Annotated in this window: 16 protein-coding genes, 1 tRNA gene and 1 pseudogene; 6 read left to right on the top strand and 12 right to left on the bottom strand. The window is 39.5% G+C overall.

Features of this window, described 5'->3' with window-relative positions; all coding sequences use genetic code 11:
• The 6 genes and pseudogenes from I2F17_RS11125 to I2F17_RS11100 form a co-directional block, all read left to right on the top strand.
• A pseudogene (locus tag I2F17_RS11125) lies at positions 1–176 on the top strand (IS982 family transposase); the annotation flags it as partial.
• A gap of 644 nt (positions 177–820) precedes the next feature.
• Positions 821–1,606, top strand: a complete 786-nt coding sequence (locus I2F17_RS11120; protein WP_196424040.1) for an ABC transporter substrate-binding protein — start codon at positions 821–823, stop codon at positions 1,604–1,606.
• A 93-nt stretch (positions 1,607–1,699) separates the two neighbouring features.
• Positions 1,700–2,389 (top strand): ABC transporter permease, encoded by a 690-nt coding sequence (locus I2F17_RS11115; RefSeq protein ID WP_196424044.1) that lies wholly within the window; start codon positions 1,700–1,702, stop codon positions 2,387–2,389.
• Positions 2,386–3,099 (top strand): ABC transporter permease, encoded by a 714-nt coding sequence (locus I2F17_RS11110; RefSeq protein ID WP_196424041.1) that lies wholly within the window; start codon positions 2,386–2,388, stop codon positions 3,097–3,099. The genes I2F17_RS11115 and I2F17_RS11110 overlap by 4 nt, the downstream gene beginning before the upstream one ends.
• Positions 3,100–3,110: 11 nt before the next feature.
• Positions 3,111–3,887: an ABC transporter ATP-binding protein gene (locus tag I2F17_RS11105; protein ID WP_196424042.1), complete on the top strand. Its 777-nt coding sequence runs from the start codon at positions 3,111–3,113 to the stop codon at positions 3,885–3,887.
• A 136-nt stretch (positions 3,888–4,023) separates the two neighbouring features.
• Complete coding sequence (locus I2F17_RS11100; RefSeq protein ID WP_211139990.1) at positions 4,024–4,932, top strand: LysR family transcriptional regulator; 909 nt, start codon at positions 4,024–4,026, stop codon at positions 4,930–4,932.
• 44 nt (positions 4,933–4,976) lie between these two features.
• Here I2F17_RS11100 and I2F17_RS11095 read toward each other — a convergent pair whose 3' ends face one another.
• The 12 genes from I2F17_RS11095 to I2F17_RS11040 all read right to left on the bottom strand — a co-directional run.
• Positions 4,977–6,071 carry an NADH:flavin oxidoreductase/NADH oxidase gene (locus I2F17_RS11095; protein WP_211139989.1) on the bottom strand — a complete coding sequence of 365 codons (1,095 nt, stop codon included), beginning with the start codon at positions 6,069–6,071 and terminating at the stop codon, positions 4,977–4,979.
• 78 nt (positions 6,072–6,149) lie between these two features.
• Complete coding sequence (locus I2F17_RS11090; protein WP_211139987.1) at positions 6,150–6,662, bottom strand: SRPBCC family protein; 513 nt, start codon at positions 6,660–6,662, stop codon at positions 6,150–6,152.
• A 163-nt stretch (positions 6,663–6,825) separates the two neighbouring features.
• On the bottom strand, positions 6,826–11,016 hold the full coding sequence (gene rpoC / locus I2F17_RS11085) for a DNA-directed RNA polymerase subunit beta' (protein ID WP_211139985.1): 4,191 nt from the start codon (positions 11,014–11,016) through the stop codon (positions 6,826–6,828).
• A gap of 95 nt (positions 11,017–11,111) precedes the next feature.
• Positions 11,112–15,197, bottom strand: coding sequence for a DNA-directed RNA polymerase subunit beta (gene rpoB / locus I2F17_RS11080; RefSeq protein WP_196423924.1), 4,086 nt, complete (start codon positions 15,195–15,197; stop codon positions 11,112–11,114).
• Between the two features lie 308 nt (positions 15,198–15,505).
• The gene (gene rplL, locus I2F17_RS11075; protein ID WP_196423923.1) at positions 15,506–15,874 is read right to left on the bottom strand and encodes a 50S ribosomal protein L7/L12; all 369 of its coding nucleotides are present in this window, start codon (positions 15,872–15,874) and stop codon (positions 15,506–15,508) included.
• A gap of 45 nt (positions 15,875–15,919) precedes the next feature.
• Positions 15,920–16,426 (bottom strand): 50S ribosomal protein L10, encoded by a 507-nt coding sequence (rplJ, locus tag I2F17_RS11070; RefSeq protein WP_196423922.1) that lies wholly within the window; start codon positions 16,424–16,426, stop codon positions 15,920–15,922.
• A gap of 241 nt (positions 16,427–16,667) precedes the next feature.
• Positions 16,668–17,360: a 50S ribosomal protein L1 gene (rplA, locus tag I2F17_RS11065; protein ID WP_196423921.1), complete on the bottom strand. Its 693-nt coding sequence runs from the start codon at positions 17,358–17,360 to the stop codon at positions 16,668–16,670.
• A 3-nt stretch (positions 17,361–17,363) separates the two neighbouring features.
• A complete protein-coding gene (gene rplK / locus I2F17_RS11060) occupies positions 17,364–17,792 on the bottom strand; it encodes a 50S ribosomal protein L11 (RefSeq protein WP_004718484.1) in 429 nt (142 codons plus the stop codon).
• 102 nt (positions 17,793–17,894) lie between these two features.
• A complete protein-coding gene (gene nusG, locus I2F17_RS11055) occupies positions 17,895–18,428 on the bottom strand; it encodes a transcription termination/antitermination protein NusG (protein ID WP_196423920.1) in 534 nt (177 codons plus the stop codon).
• Positions 18,429–18,434: 6 nt separating this feature from the next.
• Positions 18,435–18,875, bottom strand: coding sequence for a preprotein translocase subunit SecE (gene secE, locus I2F17_RS11050; protein ID WP_196423919.1), 441 nt, complete (start codon positions 18,873–18,875; stop codon positions 18,435–18,437).
• Between the two features lie 76 nt (positions 18,876–18,951).
• A tRNA-Trp gene (locus I2F17_RS11045) sits at positions 18,952–19,027 on the bottom strand.
• A gap of 43 nt (positions 19,028–19,070) precedes the next feature.
• Positions 19,071–19,268, bottom strand: a 198-nt coding sequence (locus I2F17_RS11040) for an EF-Tu C-terminal domain-related protein (protein ID WP_456050362.1), incomplete at its 5' end; no start/stop codon positions are given.

The following is a 19,268-nucleotide window of genomic DNA, read 5'->3' as shown; positions in this document are numbered from 1 at the left end:
AGCAACGAAATAAGATTGAAACATTGTTTGGTTTGTTGAAAGCTAAATACAACTTAGTGACAAGTAAGGCGAGAAGTGTTCAAGGCTATTTAGCAGGAATTTATGCATCTTTATGTGCGTATCAGGTTTGTCATAAGAATAAGCCGAACATTCGAATCATCGGTGCTTCGGCTTAAACAGGATTCGGGTTATATTAGGCTGTCAAACGAAAGCATTTATTTTTAGATAAAAATATATAAAACAGTAGTTTAATTTAATCCTTTCAAACAGAATTCGGGTTGTTTATTGCCTATAAAAAATTAAAGATCTGATTTTTTAAGTCATTTAAATGAAATTTTCTTACACTAAATACGTCATCAAAAGATATTTATTCATATTTTTTGATATAAACACATGATTGGACAAGCTTAAATGATCGAAGATTTCAAATATTCAATCCTTTAAGAACACATAAATAACCACCTGATTCATCATACTCAATAGATTATTTGTAGGTGCTGTTTTCAATCAATGCATGGTCAACATGAATTAATGTCTTATTGTTCATAGCTTTGTATCAAAATACGATCAATTTGATCATAAATTTATGGATTTTTGAAACAAATTACCAATTCAGCCAAATAAATCTGTAAAATCTCACTGCATATAAACACTGTCGTTTGTATAATGCTCTAGGTTGTCACCGTCCTAGCTGTTATTTGTAACGTTTAACTATAGTTATTTTGCTATGGTATAAAACTTGCTTGTCAACTACCAAGCAGTGAGAAGTAAGTTTCACAAACTTTACTGTTCAATGAATTTATTTTTAGGAAGCTTCCGCATGAAAAACTGGAAAAAGAAAATACTTGTCTCAACAACAGTAATGCTTGCGACATTTACAACACATTTACAAGCAAAAGACTGGTCAGTCATTCGCTTTGGTACTGAATCGTCATATGCTCCGTTTGAGTATAAAACCCCTGATAATAAACTCACAGGCTTTGACGTTGATTTAGGTAATGCAATTTGTGCTCACCTTAAAGCAAAATGCGTTTGGGTAGAAAACTCATTTGACGGTCTGATTCCTGCATTAAAAGCAAAAAAGTTTGACGGTATTTTATCATCAATGACCATTACTGAAGAACGCTCAAAACAAATTGCTTTTAGTAACAAAATCTACAATACGCCAACACGTATGATTGCAAAAGTTGGTTCTCCATTGCAACCAACTCCTGCATCACTAAAAGGCAAACGTGTAGGTGTACAACAAGGTACAATGCAAGAAAGTTATGCTAAAGCATATTGGGCAACCCAAGGCGTAAGAGTAGTTTCTTACCAAAATCAAGACGTACTGTATCAAGATTTAATGTCAGGTCGTTTAGATGCGTCATTGCAAGATGCACTGATGGTAGATGCAGGCTTCTTAAAATCACCAAAAGGGAAAGGATTTGCATTTGCTGGAAATAATGTGGTTGATGCAAAAACATTGGGTGTAGGTGCTGCGGTTGGTCTGCGTAAAGAAGACAATGATTTACGTGAAAATATCAACAAAGCATTAGCTGCAATTATTGCAGATGGTACATACAAAAAACTAGAAACAAAATACTTCCCTTTTAGTATCTATTAATTTCAATACAAAGTGTCAGCCTTGAGCTGACACTTCTCTTACGTATTATTCTCATCAATATCAGATTTATCGTTTCACTCGGAGAAGATGAGTATGTTTTTGTCTGGTTATGGTTCAGCACTACTCAGTGGCACATGGATGACCATACAGCTCGCACTGTTTTCGCTCATACTTTCTATTGTTATTGGCTTAATCGGTGCAGTCTGCAAACTTTCTCGCATTAAATTTGTTCGCGCGGTCGCAGTGGTCTATACCACGCTCATTCGTAGTGTCCCTGATCTTTTGATCATGCTTCTTCTGTTTTACAGTCTACAAATGGGGCTAAATGCCATCACTGAACCTTTGCACATGGACCAAATTGATATTGACCCATTTGCAGCAGGTGTCATTACCCTTGCATTTATTTACGGTGCTTATTTTACAGAAACGTTTCGGGGTGCATTTCAATCTGTTCCAAAAGGACAAATTGAAGCAGGCTTTGCCTATGGTATGACCCCATTTCAAGTCTTTAGACGTGTTTTATTTCCTCAAATGATGCGTTTTGCATTGCCTGGGATTGGTAATAATTGGCAAGTTTTAATCAAAGCAACTGCTTTAGTCTCTCTTATTGGCTTAACCGATATTGTAAAAATTAGCCAAGATGCTGGACGAAGTACAATGCAAGTATTTTATTTTAGTGTTGTTGCAGCAGTGATCTATCTTGCAATCACTACAGTGTCCAACCTCATTTTAATGTGGCTTGAACGTCGCTATTCTGCTGGAGTGAGAAAGGGTCAACTATGATTGAAATTATTCAAGAATACTGGAAGTCTTACCTTTGGACCGATGGTATGCAAATGACAGGCCTTGCCATGACATCTTGGTTGCTGGTTTTGTCAATTGTTATCGGTTTTGCACTTGCTGTACCATTGTCGATTGCTCGTGTTTCAAATCATCCATTGCTTAGTCGTCCTGTTTGGTTTTTTACTTATATTTTCCGTGGTACACCACTTTACGTACAACTGTTAATTATCTACTCAGGAATTTATAGTTTTGACTTTATTCATGACCATGAATTGCTCGATGAATTTTTTAGAGATGGTTTAAAATGTACAGTTTTAGCCTTTGCATTAAATACCAGTGCCTACACCACTGAAATTTTTGCAGGCGCAATTCGCTCAATTCCATATGGCGAAATAGAAGCAGCACAAGCATTTGGTATGTCTCCTTGGAAAAAATATACACGTATTATTATTCCATCTATGCTACGCCGTGCATTACCTTTTTACGGTAATGAAGTCATTTTAATGCTACACGCAACGACCATTGCCTTTACTGCCACCGTGCCAGATCTTCTAAAAATTGCTCGAGATGTCAATTCTGCAACATATGCAACATTTAATGCCTTTGGGATCGCTGCCGTACTGTATGCGTGTCTAGCATTTACATTAATTGCAATATTTAGAACGTTAGAAAAACGTTGGTTGGCCTTTTTAAAACCATCGGATCATTAGGAGCAACATCGATGACAGATTCAATTAAACTAGTGGTTCGTGATTTATATAAAACCTTTGGTGATCATGAAGTGCTTAAAGGCATTTCTCTTGATGCCAAAGCAGGTGATGTCATTAGTATCATCGGCTCATCGGGCTCTGGAAAAAGTACATTATTGCGCTGTATTAATTTTCTAGAACAACCAAGTAATGGCTCCATTAAACTCAATGGTGAAAAGCTAAAAACTGTTTTTGACAAAAATAATAATTTAAAAGCAACAGACCCCAAACAATTACAAAAAATGCGTACTCAATTGATGATGGTTTTTCAACATTTTAATCTATGGTCACATATGACCGTTTTAGACAATGTGATTGAAGGCCCTATGCACGTTTTGGGTGTCAAGCGTAAAGATGCAGAAGAACGCGCACGTAAATACCTAAGAAAAGTTGGATTACCTGAAAGTGTTGAAGGTAAATACCCTGCGTTTTTATCAGGTGGACAACAGCAACGTGTAGCCATCGCACGTGCATTAGCCATGGAACCTGAAGTGATGCTCTTTGATGAACCGACGAGTGCATTAGACCCCGAACTCGTTGGCGAGGTTCTTAAAGTCATGCAAGGTTTAGCTGAAGAAGGCAGAACCATGATTGTGGTGACACATGAAATGGGCTTTGCTCGGCATGTATCTAACCGTGTTATTTTTCTTCATCAAGGCAAAATTGAAGAACAAGGTCATCCACAAGATATTTTGGACCATCCTAAAAGTGAACGTTTACAACAATTTCTCACAGGTAGTTTAAAGTAAAATTTCACGCCTTTTAAAATGCCAAAGTCTACGATACCTTGGCATTTTAAATGCTGATATTCTCACGCATAAAAATGTAAATTCCTTAAATAAGGGATGTGCCAGTTTTTAAGCATAATATTGAAATAAATCAACTATGAGCAATGACCTTAGACACTTAGATCTTAATCTTTTAAAAACATTAGATGCATTATTAGATGAGCGAAGTGTTACAAAAGCCGCTCAACGGCTGTCTTTAACTCAACCTGCTGTGAGCAGTATGCTCACTAGATTACGTGAATGCTTTGATGACCCTTTATTTATCCGTAATCAACGTGGTATGAAACCCACCATTCGAGCACAATCTCTCGCTTTGCCTATAAAAAAAATATTGTGTGATATTGATATACTCATGCAACCCACAGGATTTGATGCATCCAATGCTGAAATGGAAATTAAAGTAGTTGCCACAGATTACGCATTAAAAACCATTTTAATTCCATATATTATAGAATTAAGAAAAAAAGCGCCAAAAATAAAAATTGCTATTTTTTCTGCAAAATCAGATCAAATTTATACTTTGCTTGAAGAAGGCACTGTTGATTTTGCACTCATTTCTAAAGATAAAGCTCATGCTAATTTATATACACATGATTTATTTGATGATGATTATGTATGTGCTGTTCATAAAAGTCATGCGTTTGCACATCGAACTCACATTAGCTTAGATGAGTTTTGTGCCATGGATTATGCGTTGGTTTCACATGATGGAGGATCTTTTGTCGGTATTACTGATGCAAGCCTATCTGCCTTACATTTGAAGCGTAATGTTATGCTTTCTATACAAGGTTTTTTAGCACTGCCTGAAGTTTTAGCCAAGACAGATTTAATGGCTGTTGTTCCTTATCGTCTGATCAAATGTATGCCCGACTTTACCACGATTGAACCTCCGCTTTCGATTGCAGGATTTAGTAAAATTATTGCATGGCATGAACGATCTCATAGAGATCTTGCACATATTTGGCTCAGAGAAGAGTTAATCAACGTAGTAAAAAAGACAATTTAAAAATAAAATCATGCCAAATGACTTACATTTGGCATGATGAAACACTAAATGGCGTAACGCTCTAACCAATGTGCATAAGGTGCTGGTAACACCCATGATGGTTGATCAACATTTAATTGCTGTGCTAAAGCATACGGATAATGAGGATTCGCTAACATTGCACGACCAATCATCACTAGGTCTAACTGTTGTGTTTCTAACGCATGCTCTGCAACCTCAGCTTTTGCAAAACCCCATGCAGAAGCAACAGGTAACTCAGCCTCTTGACGAACACGTGCCGCAACTTCACCTAAGAACCCATCGCCCCATGGAATATTCGTTTCAGCAATAGTAAAACCGACACTAACACTTAATAGATCCAAACCATTGGCTTTCAATTGTTTAATCAATGCAATAGATTCTGCTAACGTTTCATCATCTTTGCCATCATATTCTAAAACACCAAAGCGTGCAGTAAGTGGTAAATTTTCAGGCCACACCTCACGTACAGCCTGTAATGTTTCTAATAAGAAACGACTGCGTCCATCTAAATTTCCACCATATTGATCAGTACGGTGATTTGAATGCTTTGAAAAGAAGCTTTGTGCGAGGTAACCATGTGCAAAATGTAACTCTAACCATTCAAAACCTGCATCTAAAGCACGTTTTGCAGCATCCACAAAACCTTGTTTCACACGTTCAATGTCACTAAGTGTCATTTCTTCAGGTACACGTGATAAATGATGACCAAATGCCAATGCCGAAGGTGCAATAGATGGCCAAAACTCTTTACTGTCTGAGCCAATATGGTCATCACCTTCCCAAGGCTTATTTGCATTTGCTTTACGTCCTGCATGTGCAATTTGAATTCCAGCAACAGCACCCGCTGCTTTAATTCCTTGAGCCACTTTTGCAAGCTGTTCAGCCTGTTCATCATTCCACAGCCCTAAACATGCAGGAGTAATACGCCCTTCAGGTGTAACAGCGGTAGCTTCAACAATTACTAAGCCTGCACCACCTCTAGCCAAGGTATTATAATGACTAAAATGCCATTCATTTGCTAAACCCTGTGTAGCACTGTACTGACACATTGGAGGAACGGCAATTCTATTACGCAGTGTTACATCTTTAAGTTTAAATTCTGAAAATAAAGCACTCATCTCATTTCTCTTTAATTAGGTAAATAAAAAAACACCAAGACATTGATATTTAATGTCATTCATTAAATAAAACATTTGTTAATTTGTTTTATTTGACAATGCAATTTCAACTAAACCATCAAGCCATGCCTGATGTCCATTGAGCATAGGATTCGGTCTTACTTTTGCCAACGCTTGTGCTGGCAAACCTATCTGTGTTTCTTGGGTCAGTATTCTCACCCGATGATCTGGTAAATCTTCAATTAGCCAAGCATGATAAACATCTAAGCGAGTATCTTTTTCTCCTGTCCAACCATGCCACGCTATTCGAGCTGCTGTTTTTTCTTGAGGTTGATTCAACTCCATAATTTCAGCATCAATAGGAAATCCAAAAGTTTTAAAAGAGAACTTTTCTCCCAATACTAAATACTTTTTTCCATGACTCAGTACAACGTCAGATGCATTTTTGTAATAACTTGGCCATAAGTATGCATTTTGAAGGTACAGCCAAACATCTTGACTTGTTAAACCAGCAACGATAACTTCGTTAGAAACAAAATTATCTGTTTTCCCAGGTTGGTAGTTTTTTGGCCATACAATTGAATTCATCATTTTGCTGTTGACTGTCTTATTGTTTCATTAAATTCATCATGGAATGATTTTAGTTATATTGCAAATTAATATTTTTTATTTTAGATATAGAAAATAAATATAATAAAAAGACTTACAATAAAAAGCCATCCCTAAGGATGGCTTTTTATGATTGAATTAGGTTTTATAGCTCTTCATTTAATGCTTGACTAAATGCTTGATCTACATCACTAAAATCATTATTTAGTTCAATTTCTGCTGCTTCAGATTCTTGACGACGACGCTCTAAATGATATGCCAAGCCTGTACCTGCAGGAATCAGACGACCCACCACTACATTTTCTTTTAGGCCACGTAAATCATCTTCTTTACCTGTCACGGCAGCTTCTGTTAAGACACGTGTGGTCTCTTGGAACGATGCAGCGGAGATAAATGAATCGGTAGAAAGCGATGCTTTGGTAATACCCATCAACTGACGATCAAACTTAGCAACAAATTTATCTTGTGCTAAAGCAGCCTGATTCTCTTGAACTACGCGGATATAATCCACTTGTTCGCCTTTAATGAAGCTTGTATCACCACCATCCGTAATATCAACTTTACGAAGCATTTGGCGTACGATGACTTCAATATGCTTATCGTTGATTTTTACGCCTTGTAAACGATATACGTCTTGTACTTCATTTACGATATAGTTGGTTAAAGCCACTTCACCTTTGAGGCGCAAGATATCATGTGGGTTTTGTGGACCATCAGAAACAGTCTCACCACGGTTCACGTTCTCACCCTCAAAGACGTTAATTTGACGCCATTTCGGAATAAGCTCTTCGTAAATTTCAGAACCATCATTTGGTGTAATTACTAAACGATATTTACCTTTAGTTTCTTTACCAAAGCTCACTACACCTGAAATTTCAGCGAGGATTGCATGCTCTTTTGGCTTACGTGCTTCAAATAAATCTGCAACACGTGGTAGACCACCGGTAATATCACGGGTACGTGATGATTCTTGTGGTACACGACCAATAACATCACCCACACCAATGGTTTCACCATCACGTACTGTCACAATGGTATTTTGTGGCAAGAAGTAGAATTGTTCGCCACCATCTGCTGTATCAAGCACAATTGCAGGACGTAAATCTTTACCAGATGCAGGGCGTGCAGTAACAGGTAGAATTTCTACTGTCGTCATGCCTGTTGTATCATCTGTTTTAGAAGTAATCGTTGCACCATCAACCATTTGAGAGAAGCGTGCTTTACCAGCAACTTCTGTTACAAGTGGATGTGTATGTGGATCCCACGTTGCAACAACACCACCACCTTCTACTGCTTCACCATCTTTCAGTAAGATGCTGGCACCATATGGTAGTTTATAACGCTCACGCTCACGTCCTAGCTCATCGGCAATACCAATTTCACCCGAACGAGATACAGAAACTAAGTGACCTTTTGAGTGTTGTACTGTTTTCACATTATGGAAACGTACAGTACCTTTATTACGCACTTGTACACTGTTTGCAGCAGATGTTCTGCTTGCAGCACCACCGACGTGGAATGTACGCATGGTTAACTGAGTACCTGGCTCACCAATAGATTGAGCAGCCATAACACCTACAGATTCACCAGGGTTCACCTGATGACCACGAGCAAGGTCACGACCATAACATGCCGCACACACACCAAATGTAGATTGACAGCTCACAACAGAGCGGACTTTAACTTCATCCACACCCGACTCTTCTAGATACGCTGCAATTTTTTCATCGATCAGTGTACCTTTAGGCAATACCACTTCATCATCAGCAGCACGTTTTACATCTTCAGCAGTCACACGACCAAGTACTCGGTCACGTAATGCTTCGATCACATCACCACCTTGGATCAATGGTGTCATGACAAGACCATCATTTGTGCCACAATCTGGTTCAGTAATCACTAAATCTTGTGCTACATCAACCAAACGACGTGTCAAGTAACCTGAGTTTGCTGTTTTTAATGCTGTATCGGCCAAACCTTTACGTGCACCGTGTGTTGAAATAAAGTACTGAAGTACTGTTAAACCTTCACGGAAGTTGGCTTTAATTGGTGTTTCAATGATCGAGCCATCTGGTTTTGCCATCAAACCACGCATACCTGCAAGCTGACGAATCTGTGCAGCACTACCACGCGCACCAGAATCTGACATCATATAGATACTGTTGAATGATTTTTGCTTCTCATCTTCACCTTGTTTATTTTTAACAATAGTAGAAGATAAGTTATCCATCATCGCTTTTGCAACTTGGTCATTGGTACGCGCCCAAATATCGACCACTTTGTTATAGCGCTCACCCGCTGTCACGAAACCTTGCTCAAACTGATCTTCAATTTCACGAACTTCAGTTTCTGCTTTATCAATAATGGCTTGTTTAGTTGGTGGAATCACCATGTCTTCCATACCTACAGACACACCAGAGCGTGTTGCTTGACGGAAACCAAGATACATTAATTGGTCAGCAAAAATGACTGAGTCTTTTAAACCGAGTTTACGGTAGCAAGTATTAATTAACTTAGAAATGTTTTTCTTGGTCATTTCAAGGTTAATCATATCGAAGCTTAAACCTTCAGGAACAACTTCCCAAAGCAAGCAACGACCTGGCGTTGTATCTACAATAATCGTTTGTTTATCACGGTTACCATTTTCATCAATCACCGTTTGATGTACACGTACTTTCACACGTGCATGCATCGCTACCTGATGTGTTGCAAGTGCACGATTCACTTCATGCGTATCTGCAAACACCATGCCTTCACCTTGCGCATTCACTGCATCACGAGTGATGTAGTAAAGACCCAATACCACGTCCTGTGAAGGAACGATAATTGGTTCACCATTGGCAGGCGATAAGATGTTGTTGGTCGACATCATGAGGGCACGTGCTTCAAGCTGTGCTTCTAATGTCAATGGTACGTGAACCGCCATTTGGTCACCGTCAAAGTCAGCGTTAAATGCTGCACAGACAAGTGGATGTAAACGGATCGCTTTACCTTCAATTAAAACAGGCTCAAATGCTTGTAAACCTAAACGGTGAAGTGTTGGTGCACGGTTTAGCATGACAGGATGTTGACGAATAACATTCGCAAGCACGTCCCATACTTCAGGCGTTTCACGCTCAACCATTTTCTTTGCAGCTTTAATGGTCGTCGCTTGACCTGATGCTTGTAGTTTCGCAAAAATAAATGGTTTGAATAATTCAAGAGCCATTTTCTTCGGCAAACCACACTGATGTAAACGTAAAGTCGGGCCCACTGTAATTACAGAACGACCTGAGTAGTCAACACGTTTACCAAGTAAGTTTTGACGGAAACGACCTTGCTTACCTTTGATCATATCTGCCAAAGATTTCAATGGACGTTTATTTGAGCCCGTAATTGCACGACCACGACGACCATTATCAAGCAATGCATCTACAGATTCTTGTAGCATACGTTTTTCATTACGTACAATAATATCTGGTGCAGAAAGCTCTAAAAGACGCTTTAAACGGTTGTTACGGTTGATCACTCGACGATATAAATCGTTTAGATCAGAGGTTGCAAAACGACCACCTTCAAGTGGCACAAGCGGACGTAAGTCAGGTGGTAGTACTGGTAATACATTCATTACCATCCACTCTGGCTTATTGTTTGATTGAAAGAATGCTTCCATCAATTTTAAACGCTTAGATGCTTTTTTCAGTTTAGTTTCTGAAGTCGTTTGTGGAATTTCTTCGCGTAAACGTGTAATTTCAGCTTCAAGATCGATATCTTTGAGTAGATCTTGAACCGCTTCAGCACCCATTTTTGCTGTAAATTCATCACCATGTTCTTCAAGCGCAGTGTAATACTCTTCATCATTGAGAAGTTGGTATTTTTCAAGCGCTGTCATACCAGGATCTGTCACCACGTATGATTCGAAGTATAAAACACGTTCGATATCACGTAGTGTCATGTCAAGCAATAAACCAATACGGCTTGGTAATGATTTTAAGAACCAAATATGTGCTGTTGGTGACGCAAGATCAATATGACCCATACGTTCACGACGGACTTTCGCAGTCGTCACTTCAACGCCACATTTTTCACAAATCACGCCTTTGTATTTCATACGCTTGTATTTACCACACAAGCATTCGTAATCTTTTACAGGGCCGAAAATTTTGGCACAAAATAAGCCATCTCGTTCAGGCTTAAACGTACGGTAGTTAATCGTTTCAGGTTTTTTTACTTCACCGTGAGACCATGACTTAATCATTTCTGGTGATGCAAGACCAATACGGATTCTGTCAAACTCAATTGGAGTATGACCCTCTGAGTCCGTTTTCTTACGCATGATATCGAGTAAGTCTTTCAATTCTTTTCTCCGTGTGCCGAGTAAAGTGTATTCACTTTCTCGGCAGGGTCACAAATATTGTTTATTACTGAAAAATAGAGCAACTTAGATTCAGATTAGTCGCCGTTTTTCAGTTCAATGTTGATACCTAAAGAACGGATCTCTTTGGTCAATACGTTGAACGATTCAGGCATACCTGGGTCCATATAATGGTTACCATCAACAATGTTTTTATAGATGCGTGTACGCCCTTCAACATCATCTGATTTCACAGTAAGCATTTCTTGAAGCGTGTATGCTGCACCGTATGCTTCAAGTGCCCAGACTTCCATCTCACCAAAACGCTGACCACCAAACTGTGCTTTACCACCCAATGGCTGTTGCGTAACGAGTGAGTAAGATCCAGTAGAACGTGCATGCATTTTGTCATCCACCAAGTGGTTGAGTTTAAGCATGTACATATAACCTACAGTCACTGGACGATCAAACTGTTCACCTGTACGACCATCAAACAAGGTTTGTTGACCAGTACGTGGTAATTCAGCAAGCTCCAATAGTTCTTTGATTTGCTCTTCTTCAGCACCATCAAATACAGGTGTTGCTAATGGCACACCTTTTTTGAGGTTACCTGCAAGAATAAGCACTTCATCGTCAGTTAAACTATTCAAGTCTTCTTGCTCACCACCTACTTTATTGTAAATTTTATCTAAAAATTCACGTAGTTCAGCAATCGTACGTTGTTGTTGGAGCATTTTATCAATTTGCTCACCCAAACCTTTAGCCGCTAAACCTAAGTGTGTCTCTAGGATCTGCCCCACGTTCATACGTGAAGGTACACCTAGTGGGTTTAACACGATATCAACAGGTACACCGTTGGCGTCATGTGGCATGTCTTCTACAGGTAAGATGTTTGATACAACACCTTTGTTACCGTGACGACCAGCCATTTTATCACCAGGTTGGATACGACGTTTAACTGCAAGGTAAACTTTAACAACTTTAAGTACACCTGTTGTTAATTCATCCCCTGTTGAAAGTTTGCGTTTTTTCTCAGCAAATTTTTCATCAATTTCAATACTTTTTTCTTTCAAGTACGTTTGAATTTGAGTTAAACGCTCAGCAATTGCTTCATCTGCAGGTTGAATTTCAAGCAAGTCAACAAGATCTAGTTTTGAAAGTAGATCATCATTGAGCTTATCTCCATGTTTAGTTGTGCCACCACCATGAGATACTTGATCTTTTAGCAAACGTACAATACGTTCTCTAGCTGCTTCTTCAAAGATTTTATATTCTTCTTTCAAGTCTTTGCGATATGCATCAAGTTGTGCTTTTTCAATTGCAAGTGCACGTTCATCTTTTTCTAGACCGTCACGTGTAAATACTTGAACATCAATCACTGTACCTTTCGTACCTGATGGTACACGCAAAGAAGAATCTTTTACGTCTGCGGCTTTTTCACCAAAAATTGCACGAAGCAATTTTTCTTCTGGTGTTAGTTGTGTTTCACCTTTTGGTGTTACTTTACCAACTAAAATGTCACCTGCAGTCACTTCAGCACCAATGTAAACAATACCTGACTCATCGAGTTTAGATAGTGCAGCTTCGCCTACATTTGGAATATCTGCTGTAATTTCTTCCGCACCCAATTTTGTATCACGTGCAACACATGACAACTCTTGGATATGAATAGATGTTAAACGATCTTCTTGAAGCACACGTTCAGACAATAAAATTGAGTCTTCGTAGTTGTAACCATTCCATGTCATGAAAGCAACACGCATGTTTTGACCCAGTGCAAGCTCACCGCCATCTGTCGATGGACCATCAGCAAGTACATCACCACGACCGACTTTATCACCTAAATTAACCAATACTTTTTGGTTAATACATGTGTTTTGGTTTGAACGTGTATATTTGATCAGGTTATAGATATCAACGCCTGCTTCACCAGCGATCATTTCACTTTCATTCACACGAATGACAACACGTGACGCATCTACAAATTCAATGGTACCACCACGGTTTGCAATTACACATACACCTGAGTCGCGTGCAACATGTGCTTCCATACCTGTACCAACAAGTGGTTTGTCGGCAAGTAATGTAGGTACGGCTTGACGTTGCATGTTAGAACCCATGAGTGCACGGTTTGCATCATCGTGTTCTAAGAATGGAATCAGTGATGCTGCAACAGAAACAACCTGTTGAGCAGATACATCCATATGGGTAACGCGTTCAGGCGGTGTACGTACAGTTTCACCTTGATGACGAACTGTTACCATTTCATCAATCAGATTACCGTTAGCATCTACCGCAGAGTCAGCCTGTGCAATCACGGTTCCAACTTCTTCAATGGCAGACAAGTATTCTGTATCTGCTGTTACACGGCCATCAACAACTTTACGATATGGTGTTTCTAAGAAACCAAAATGGTTTGCTTTAGAATAAACTGACAGGGAGTTAATCAAACCAATGTTTGGTCCCTCAGGTGTTTCAATCGGACACACACGACCATAATGCGTATGGTGTACGTCTCGAACCTCAAATCCTGCACGTTCACGGGTCAAACCACCTGGCCCTAATGCTGAAACACGACGTTTATGCGTAATTTCAGACAACGGGTTGTTTTGATCCATAAATTGAGATAATTGGCTTGAACCAAAGAATTCTTTAATGGCAGCAGCAACAGGTTTTGCATTAATTAAATCTTGTGGAGACAAGTTATCTGTTTCTGCTTGGCTTAAACGATCTTTGACAGCACGTTCTACACGGACTAAACCAACACGGAATTGGTTTTCTGTCATTTCACCGACAGAACGTACACGACGGTTACCTAAATGGTCGATGTCATCGACTTCACCTTTACCATTACGGATATCAATCAAAGTACGCATCACATCAACGATGTCATCATTTGATAAAATACCATCAACACTACGTACTTTTTGATCTGGGCTTGTTTCGTATGGACGTCCTAAACGACGATTAAACTTCATACGACCTACAGCAGATAAGTCATAGCGCTCAGCAGAGAAAAATAGATTGTTAAATAAATTTTCTGCAGCTTCTTTTGTTGGTGGCTCACCCGGACGCATCACTTTATAGATTTCAACCAAAGCTTCATCGCGATCACGTGTAATATCTGCACGTAATGAGTCAGCAAGGTAAGAACCCCGATCAATGTCATTGGTAAATAGAATATTGAATTGCTTTACACCACCTTCAGCAAGCTTTACCATCACCTCATGGGTCAATACTGTATTTGCCGCAATCACATCACCATTGTGCAAAGAAATATCTTCGGCAGTAATATGCTCGTACAAGTACTCATCAGGCACTGAAAGTTTTGTAAGGCCAGCTGTTTCCATTTGACGGACATGGCGCGCGTTGATACGCTTACCTTGCTCAACAATCACTTTGCCATTGTTATCTACAATGTCAAACTGCGCCATTTCACCACGTAAACGATCTGGGACAAGCTCAATTTGATAGCTACCAAGATCTAAATACACAGGTACTTTTTCATAGAACAAATCTAGAATCTGTTCGTCTGTATAGTTAAGCGCACGTAAAATTACTGTCGCAAGTAATTTACGACGACGGTCAATACGAACATAAACTAAGTCTTTGGCATCAAACTCGAAATCTAACCATGAACCACGGTAAGGAATAATTCGAGCTGAATATAATGTTTTGTTTGAATGTGTTTTGCCTTTATCGCTGTCAAAGAATACACCTGGTGAACGGTGTAACTGAGATACGATAACACGCTCTGTACCATTAATGACAAACGTACCATTTTCCGTCATGAGTGGCATTTCACCCATGTACACTTCTTGCTCACGCACGTCTTTAATTGATTTCGTATCTCGATCTTTAATGATCAGACGAATCTTAACACGCATTGGTGCAGCATAAGTTGAGCCACGAAGGATACATTCGCGCACATCAAACTCAGGCTTGCCAAGGCTATACTCAACAAATTCTAAAGCAGCATTGCCAGAATAACTTTCAATTGGAAAAACTGAACGAAAAGCAGCTTGTAGACCAATATCTTCTCTAGTTTTTGACAATTTACCATCTTGTAAAAATGTTCTGTACGAGTCGACTTGAATCGACAATAGGTACGGAACATCCATCACTTGGGGCAATTTACCAAAATTCTTACGGATCCGTTTTTTTTCGGTATATGAGTATGCCATCTGGAGTCCTCGGAAAGTACAAAACTAAACCCGCCTGCAGTTCAGGTTTAGAAGGAATGACGCAGGCCGATATGGCCACCACTACTTACAAATGCTGCAAATGAGTGTGGTAATAAAACGCTTAACAATATTTTCAGAGTGAGAAATATTGGTAAGCATTTGAATTCATATGTTTTTTATACAAAAAACGCAAAGACAGAGCTTTCAATTAAAGCACAGCCGATTATTGTAACGCAAAAAGGCTGACGACCCAAGAGCCATCAGCCAATTTTGGAGCCAATTTTTTAACGATTGACTCCACAAGCAAATTACTTAAGTGTAACTGCAGCGCCAGCTTCTTCAAGAGTTTTCTTAAGTGCTTCGCCGTCTTCTTTGCTCACGCCTTCTTTAAGAACTTGTGGAGCACCTTCAACTAGGTCTTTCGCTTCTTTCAAGCCAAGACCAGTTACTGCACGTACTGCTTTAATTACAGCAACTTTGTTTGCGCCAAAGCTTGTTAATTCAACATTGAATTCAGTTTGCTCTTCAGCAGCAGCAGCAGCGCCAGGTGCAGCAGCAACTGCAACAGCAGCAGCAGATACGTTGAATTTCTCTTCAAATGCAGAGATTAGTTCAACAAGTTCTAGAACAGTTTTTTCAGCAACTGCGTTTAAAATTTCTTCGTTAGTTAAAGCCATGAGAATAACTCCAAATGGATATTAAGTGGTGTAAGGTAAAAGTGATTATGCAGCTTCTTGCTCGTCTTTCTCTTTGAGTGCTGTAAGCAAGCGACCCAATTTCGAAATAGGAGCTTGAAGAACACTTGCAAGCATCGTAAGCGCTTTTTCTTGGTTTGGAAGATTTGCAATAACGCTAACTTCTTCACCTTGATAAAGTTTGCCATCAAAAGCTGCTGCTTTTAATTCAAACGCTTTGTTTGCTTTTGCAAATTCTTCAAACAAACGTGCCGCAGCACCCATGTCGTCTTCAGAAGTTGAAAAACCGAGAATTGTTGGACCAACAAGATTGTCACTTAAGATATCAAACTGAGTACCTTCAAGTGCACGTTTTGCCAATGTATTACGTACAACACGTGTTGTAACACCTAGCTTACGAGCTTCAACACGAAGTTGTGTTAATTTCTCAACGCTTAAACCTTGGTAGTCGGCAACAACAGCAGAAAAAGCTACGCTTGCAGTTGCATTAACTTGAGCGACGATTTCTTTTTTGTTCTCTAGTAGTAGAGCCACTGTAAAACCTCCTAAGGTGATTTATGTGTTCCAAAAACACACTCCCAATTCGTAAACCTTTCGATTTACACGCGGAGGATGAATAAATCACACCACCGCGTCTACGCAGGCTGGGGTATTAAGAAAAGCAAGCTTTTCGCCTGAGGTCTTTGACGCCAATAGGCTTTAACCTATTAATTCAAAGTCCACTCTTCATTAAATTAGCGTACTAATTCAATGAAGAGATTTAACAATTTTAAAATTAGTTAGACAGGCTATTTACATCAACAGTAAGACCAGGGCCCATTGTTGAGCTCAATGTAATCTTTTTGATATAAATACCTTTAGATGTTGCAGGTTTTGCTTTTTTCAAATCAGCAACAAGTGCTTCTAAGTTTTGACGCACAGCATCAAGTTCAAAACCAACTTGACCAATACCTGCATGAATGATACCGCCTTTGTCTACACGGTAACGTGCTTGACCAGCTTTTGCATTTTTCACTGCGCCAGCTACGTCAGGAGTTACAGTACCTACTTTAGGGTTTGGCATTAAACCACGTGGCCCTAAAATTGTACCTAACTTACCAACAACACGCATTGCGTCAGGTGCAGCAATCACAACATCAAAGTCAAGATTACCTTTTTGAATGCTTTCAGCTAAATCGTCAAAACCAACGATGTCTGCGCCTTCAGCTTTAGCAGCTTCAGCAGCAGCACCTTGTGCAAATACTGCAACACGTACAGTTTTACCAGTACCTGCTGGAAGTGTTGTAGCACCACGAACTACTTGGTCAGATTTACGTGGATCTACACCCAAGTTTACAGACACATCAAGTGATTCTTTAAATTTAGCAGCTGGAAAACCGTTAATCAGTTGCAACGCTTCTTCTAATGAATACACTTTATTAGAGTCAATTGCAGCAATGGCTTTTTGACGTTTCGTTAACTTTGCCATGTCTTATAACTCCACTTCCAAGCCCATAGAACGTGCAGAACCAGCGATGGTACGAACACGTGCATCTAAATCAGCACCAGTTAAATCTGGTTCTTTAGTCGTTGCAATTTCTTCGAGCTGAGCACGAGTTAACTTACCAACTTTAGTTTTGTTTGGTACAGCAGAACCCTTTTGAATACCAGCAGCTTTTTTCAATAAAATCGCAGCAGGTGGTGTTTTCATGATAAATGTAAATGATTTATCATTGTAAACAGTAATCACAACAGGAATCGGAAGACCTTGCTCAACTTTTTGAGTTGCAGCATTGAATTCTTTACAAAATGCCATGATGTTTACACCACGTTGACCTAGTGCAGGACCAATTGGTGGAGATGGATTTGCTTTACCAGCTGGAACTTGCAGCTTGATATAGCCGTCAATCTTTTTAGCCATTTCAACATACCTCTGGGTAATAGCGCCGTAAAGCTTCCCAATTTATTTAACAAAAATATAAACTTAATCTACGCAAGATCAGTTTATGCCACCAAACGTTGATTAAATTGCTTTTTCAACTTGGCGGAATTCAAGCTCAACCTGTGTTGGACGATTAAATACATTAATCGTTAAGGTTAAACGTGATTTTTCATATTGAACTTCTTCTACAACACCCTTAAAGTCTGTAAAAGGTCCATCAATAACAAGTAATTCTTCACCTGGTTCAAACATCGTCTTAGGACGAGGTGCTTCACCAGTATTTCGCACACGTGCAAGAATTGCATCAGCTTCTTTTTGTGTGATTGGCGCAGGTTTTTCAGGTGTACCACCAATAAAACCTAATACTTTTGGACATTCTTTAACAATGTGCCAAGTATCATCATTCATTTCCATTTCAACCAGAACATAGCCTGGGAAAAACTTACGCTCAGATTTACGCTTTTTACCATCCTTCATTTCAACGACTTCTTCAGTCGGAACAAGGATTTCACCAAAGCTATCGGCAACAGTGCTACGCTGGATTCGCTCATTTAGCGAACGCATCACTTGTTTTTCATAGCCTGAATAGGCATGAATAATGTACCAACGTTTCATAGCTTTCTACCCGATGATTAGCTTTACTAGCCAACTTAATGCATAATCAAAGCACCACAGCAAAACCGCTGCTACAATAACAACTAGCACAACTTGCCATGAGTTCGTTATTGTTTCATTTTTGGTTGGCCATGTTACCCTACGTAGTTCTATACGTGCATCACGAAGCAAACGTACAAAACCTTTGCCCTGATGGGTGGCGTATAATAAACCCAAAGCCACAATGATACAAGCTAAAATAACACCGATTTGCACCCAAATGTTGCTTGCAGGTGCCCAATAGGCAGGAAGATATTGATTTGCAAGAGAAGCTCCAATGAGCAAAACAATCGCTAAAATCCACAAAACAATATCTAAAGGTGAACTTGAACGTACAACTTCAGCTGCATTATGTTTTTGAGGTATTGGCGCGTCGCTTAATGCGTCACGCGATTGATCATTCGACATGTTTTTACTCGTCGTAGAATTCGCGAATCCATTATAAGGACAAAATAGCCAGCATCAAGCTTTAACTTAGATTAAGTGGCAGGCCAGGAGGGACTCGAACCCCCAACATTCGGTTTTGGAGACCGACGCTCTACCAATTGAACTACTAGCCTATCAAGTAAATTGAGAGCCGTGGCTCTCAATTTATATTTTTTATTATGCAGTTACTTTAGCAACAACACCAGCACCTACAGTACGACCACCTTCACGGATTGCAAAGCGTAAGCCTGCGTCCATTGCGATTGGGTGGATCAATTCTACTGACATTTCAACGTTGTCACCTGGCATAACCATTTCAACGCCTTCTTTCAACTGAATCGCACCAGTTACGTCCGTTGTACGGAAGTAGAACTG

Origin of the sequence: Acinetobacter baretiae (assembly GCF_015627105.1) — a bacterium.
In the GTDB taxonomy this organism is placed as follows: domain Bacteria; phylum Pseudomonadota; class Gammaproteobacteria; order Pseudomonadales; family Moraxellaceae; genus Acinetobacter; species Acinetobacter baretiae.
The sequence above is the reverse complement of the archived record's forward strand: the minus strand, read 5'-3'. Positions and strand labels throughout refer to the sequence as shown.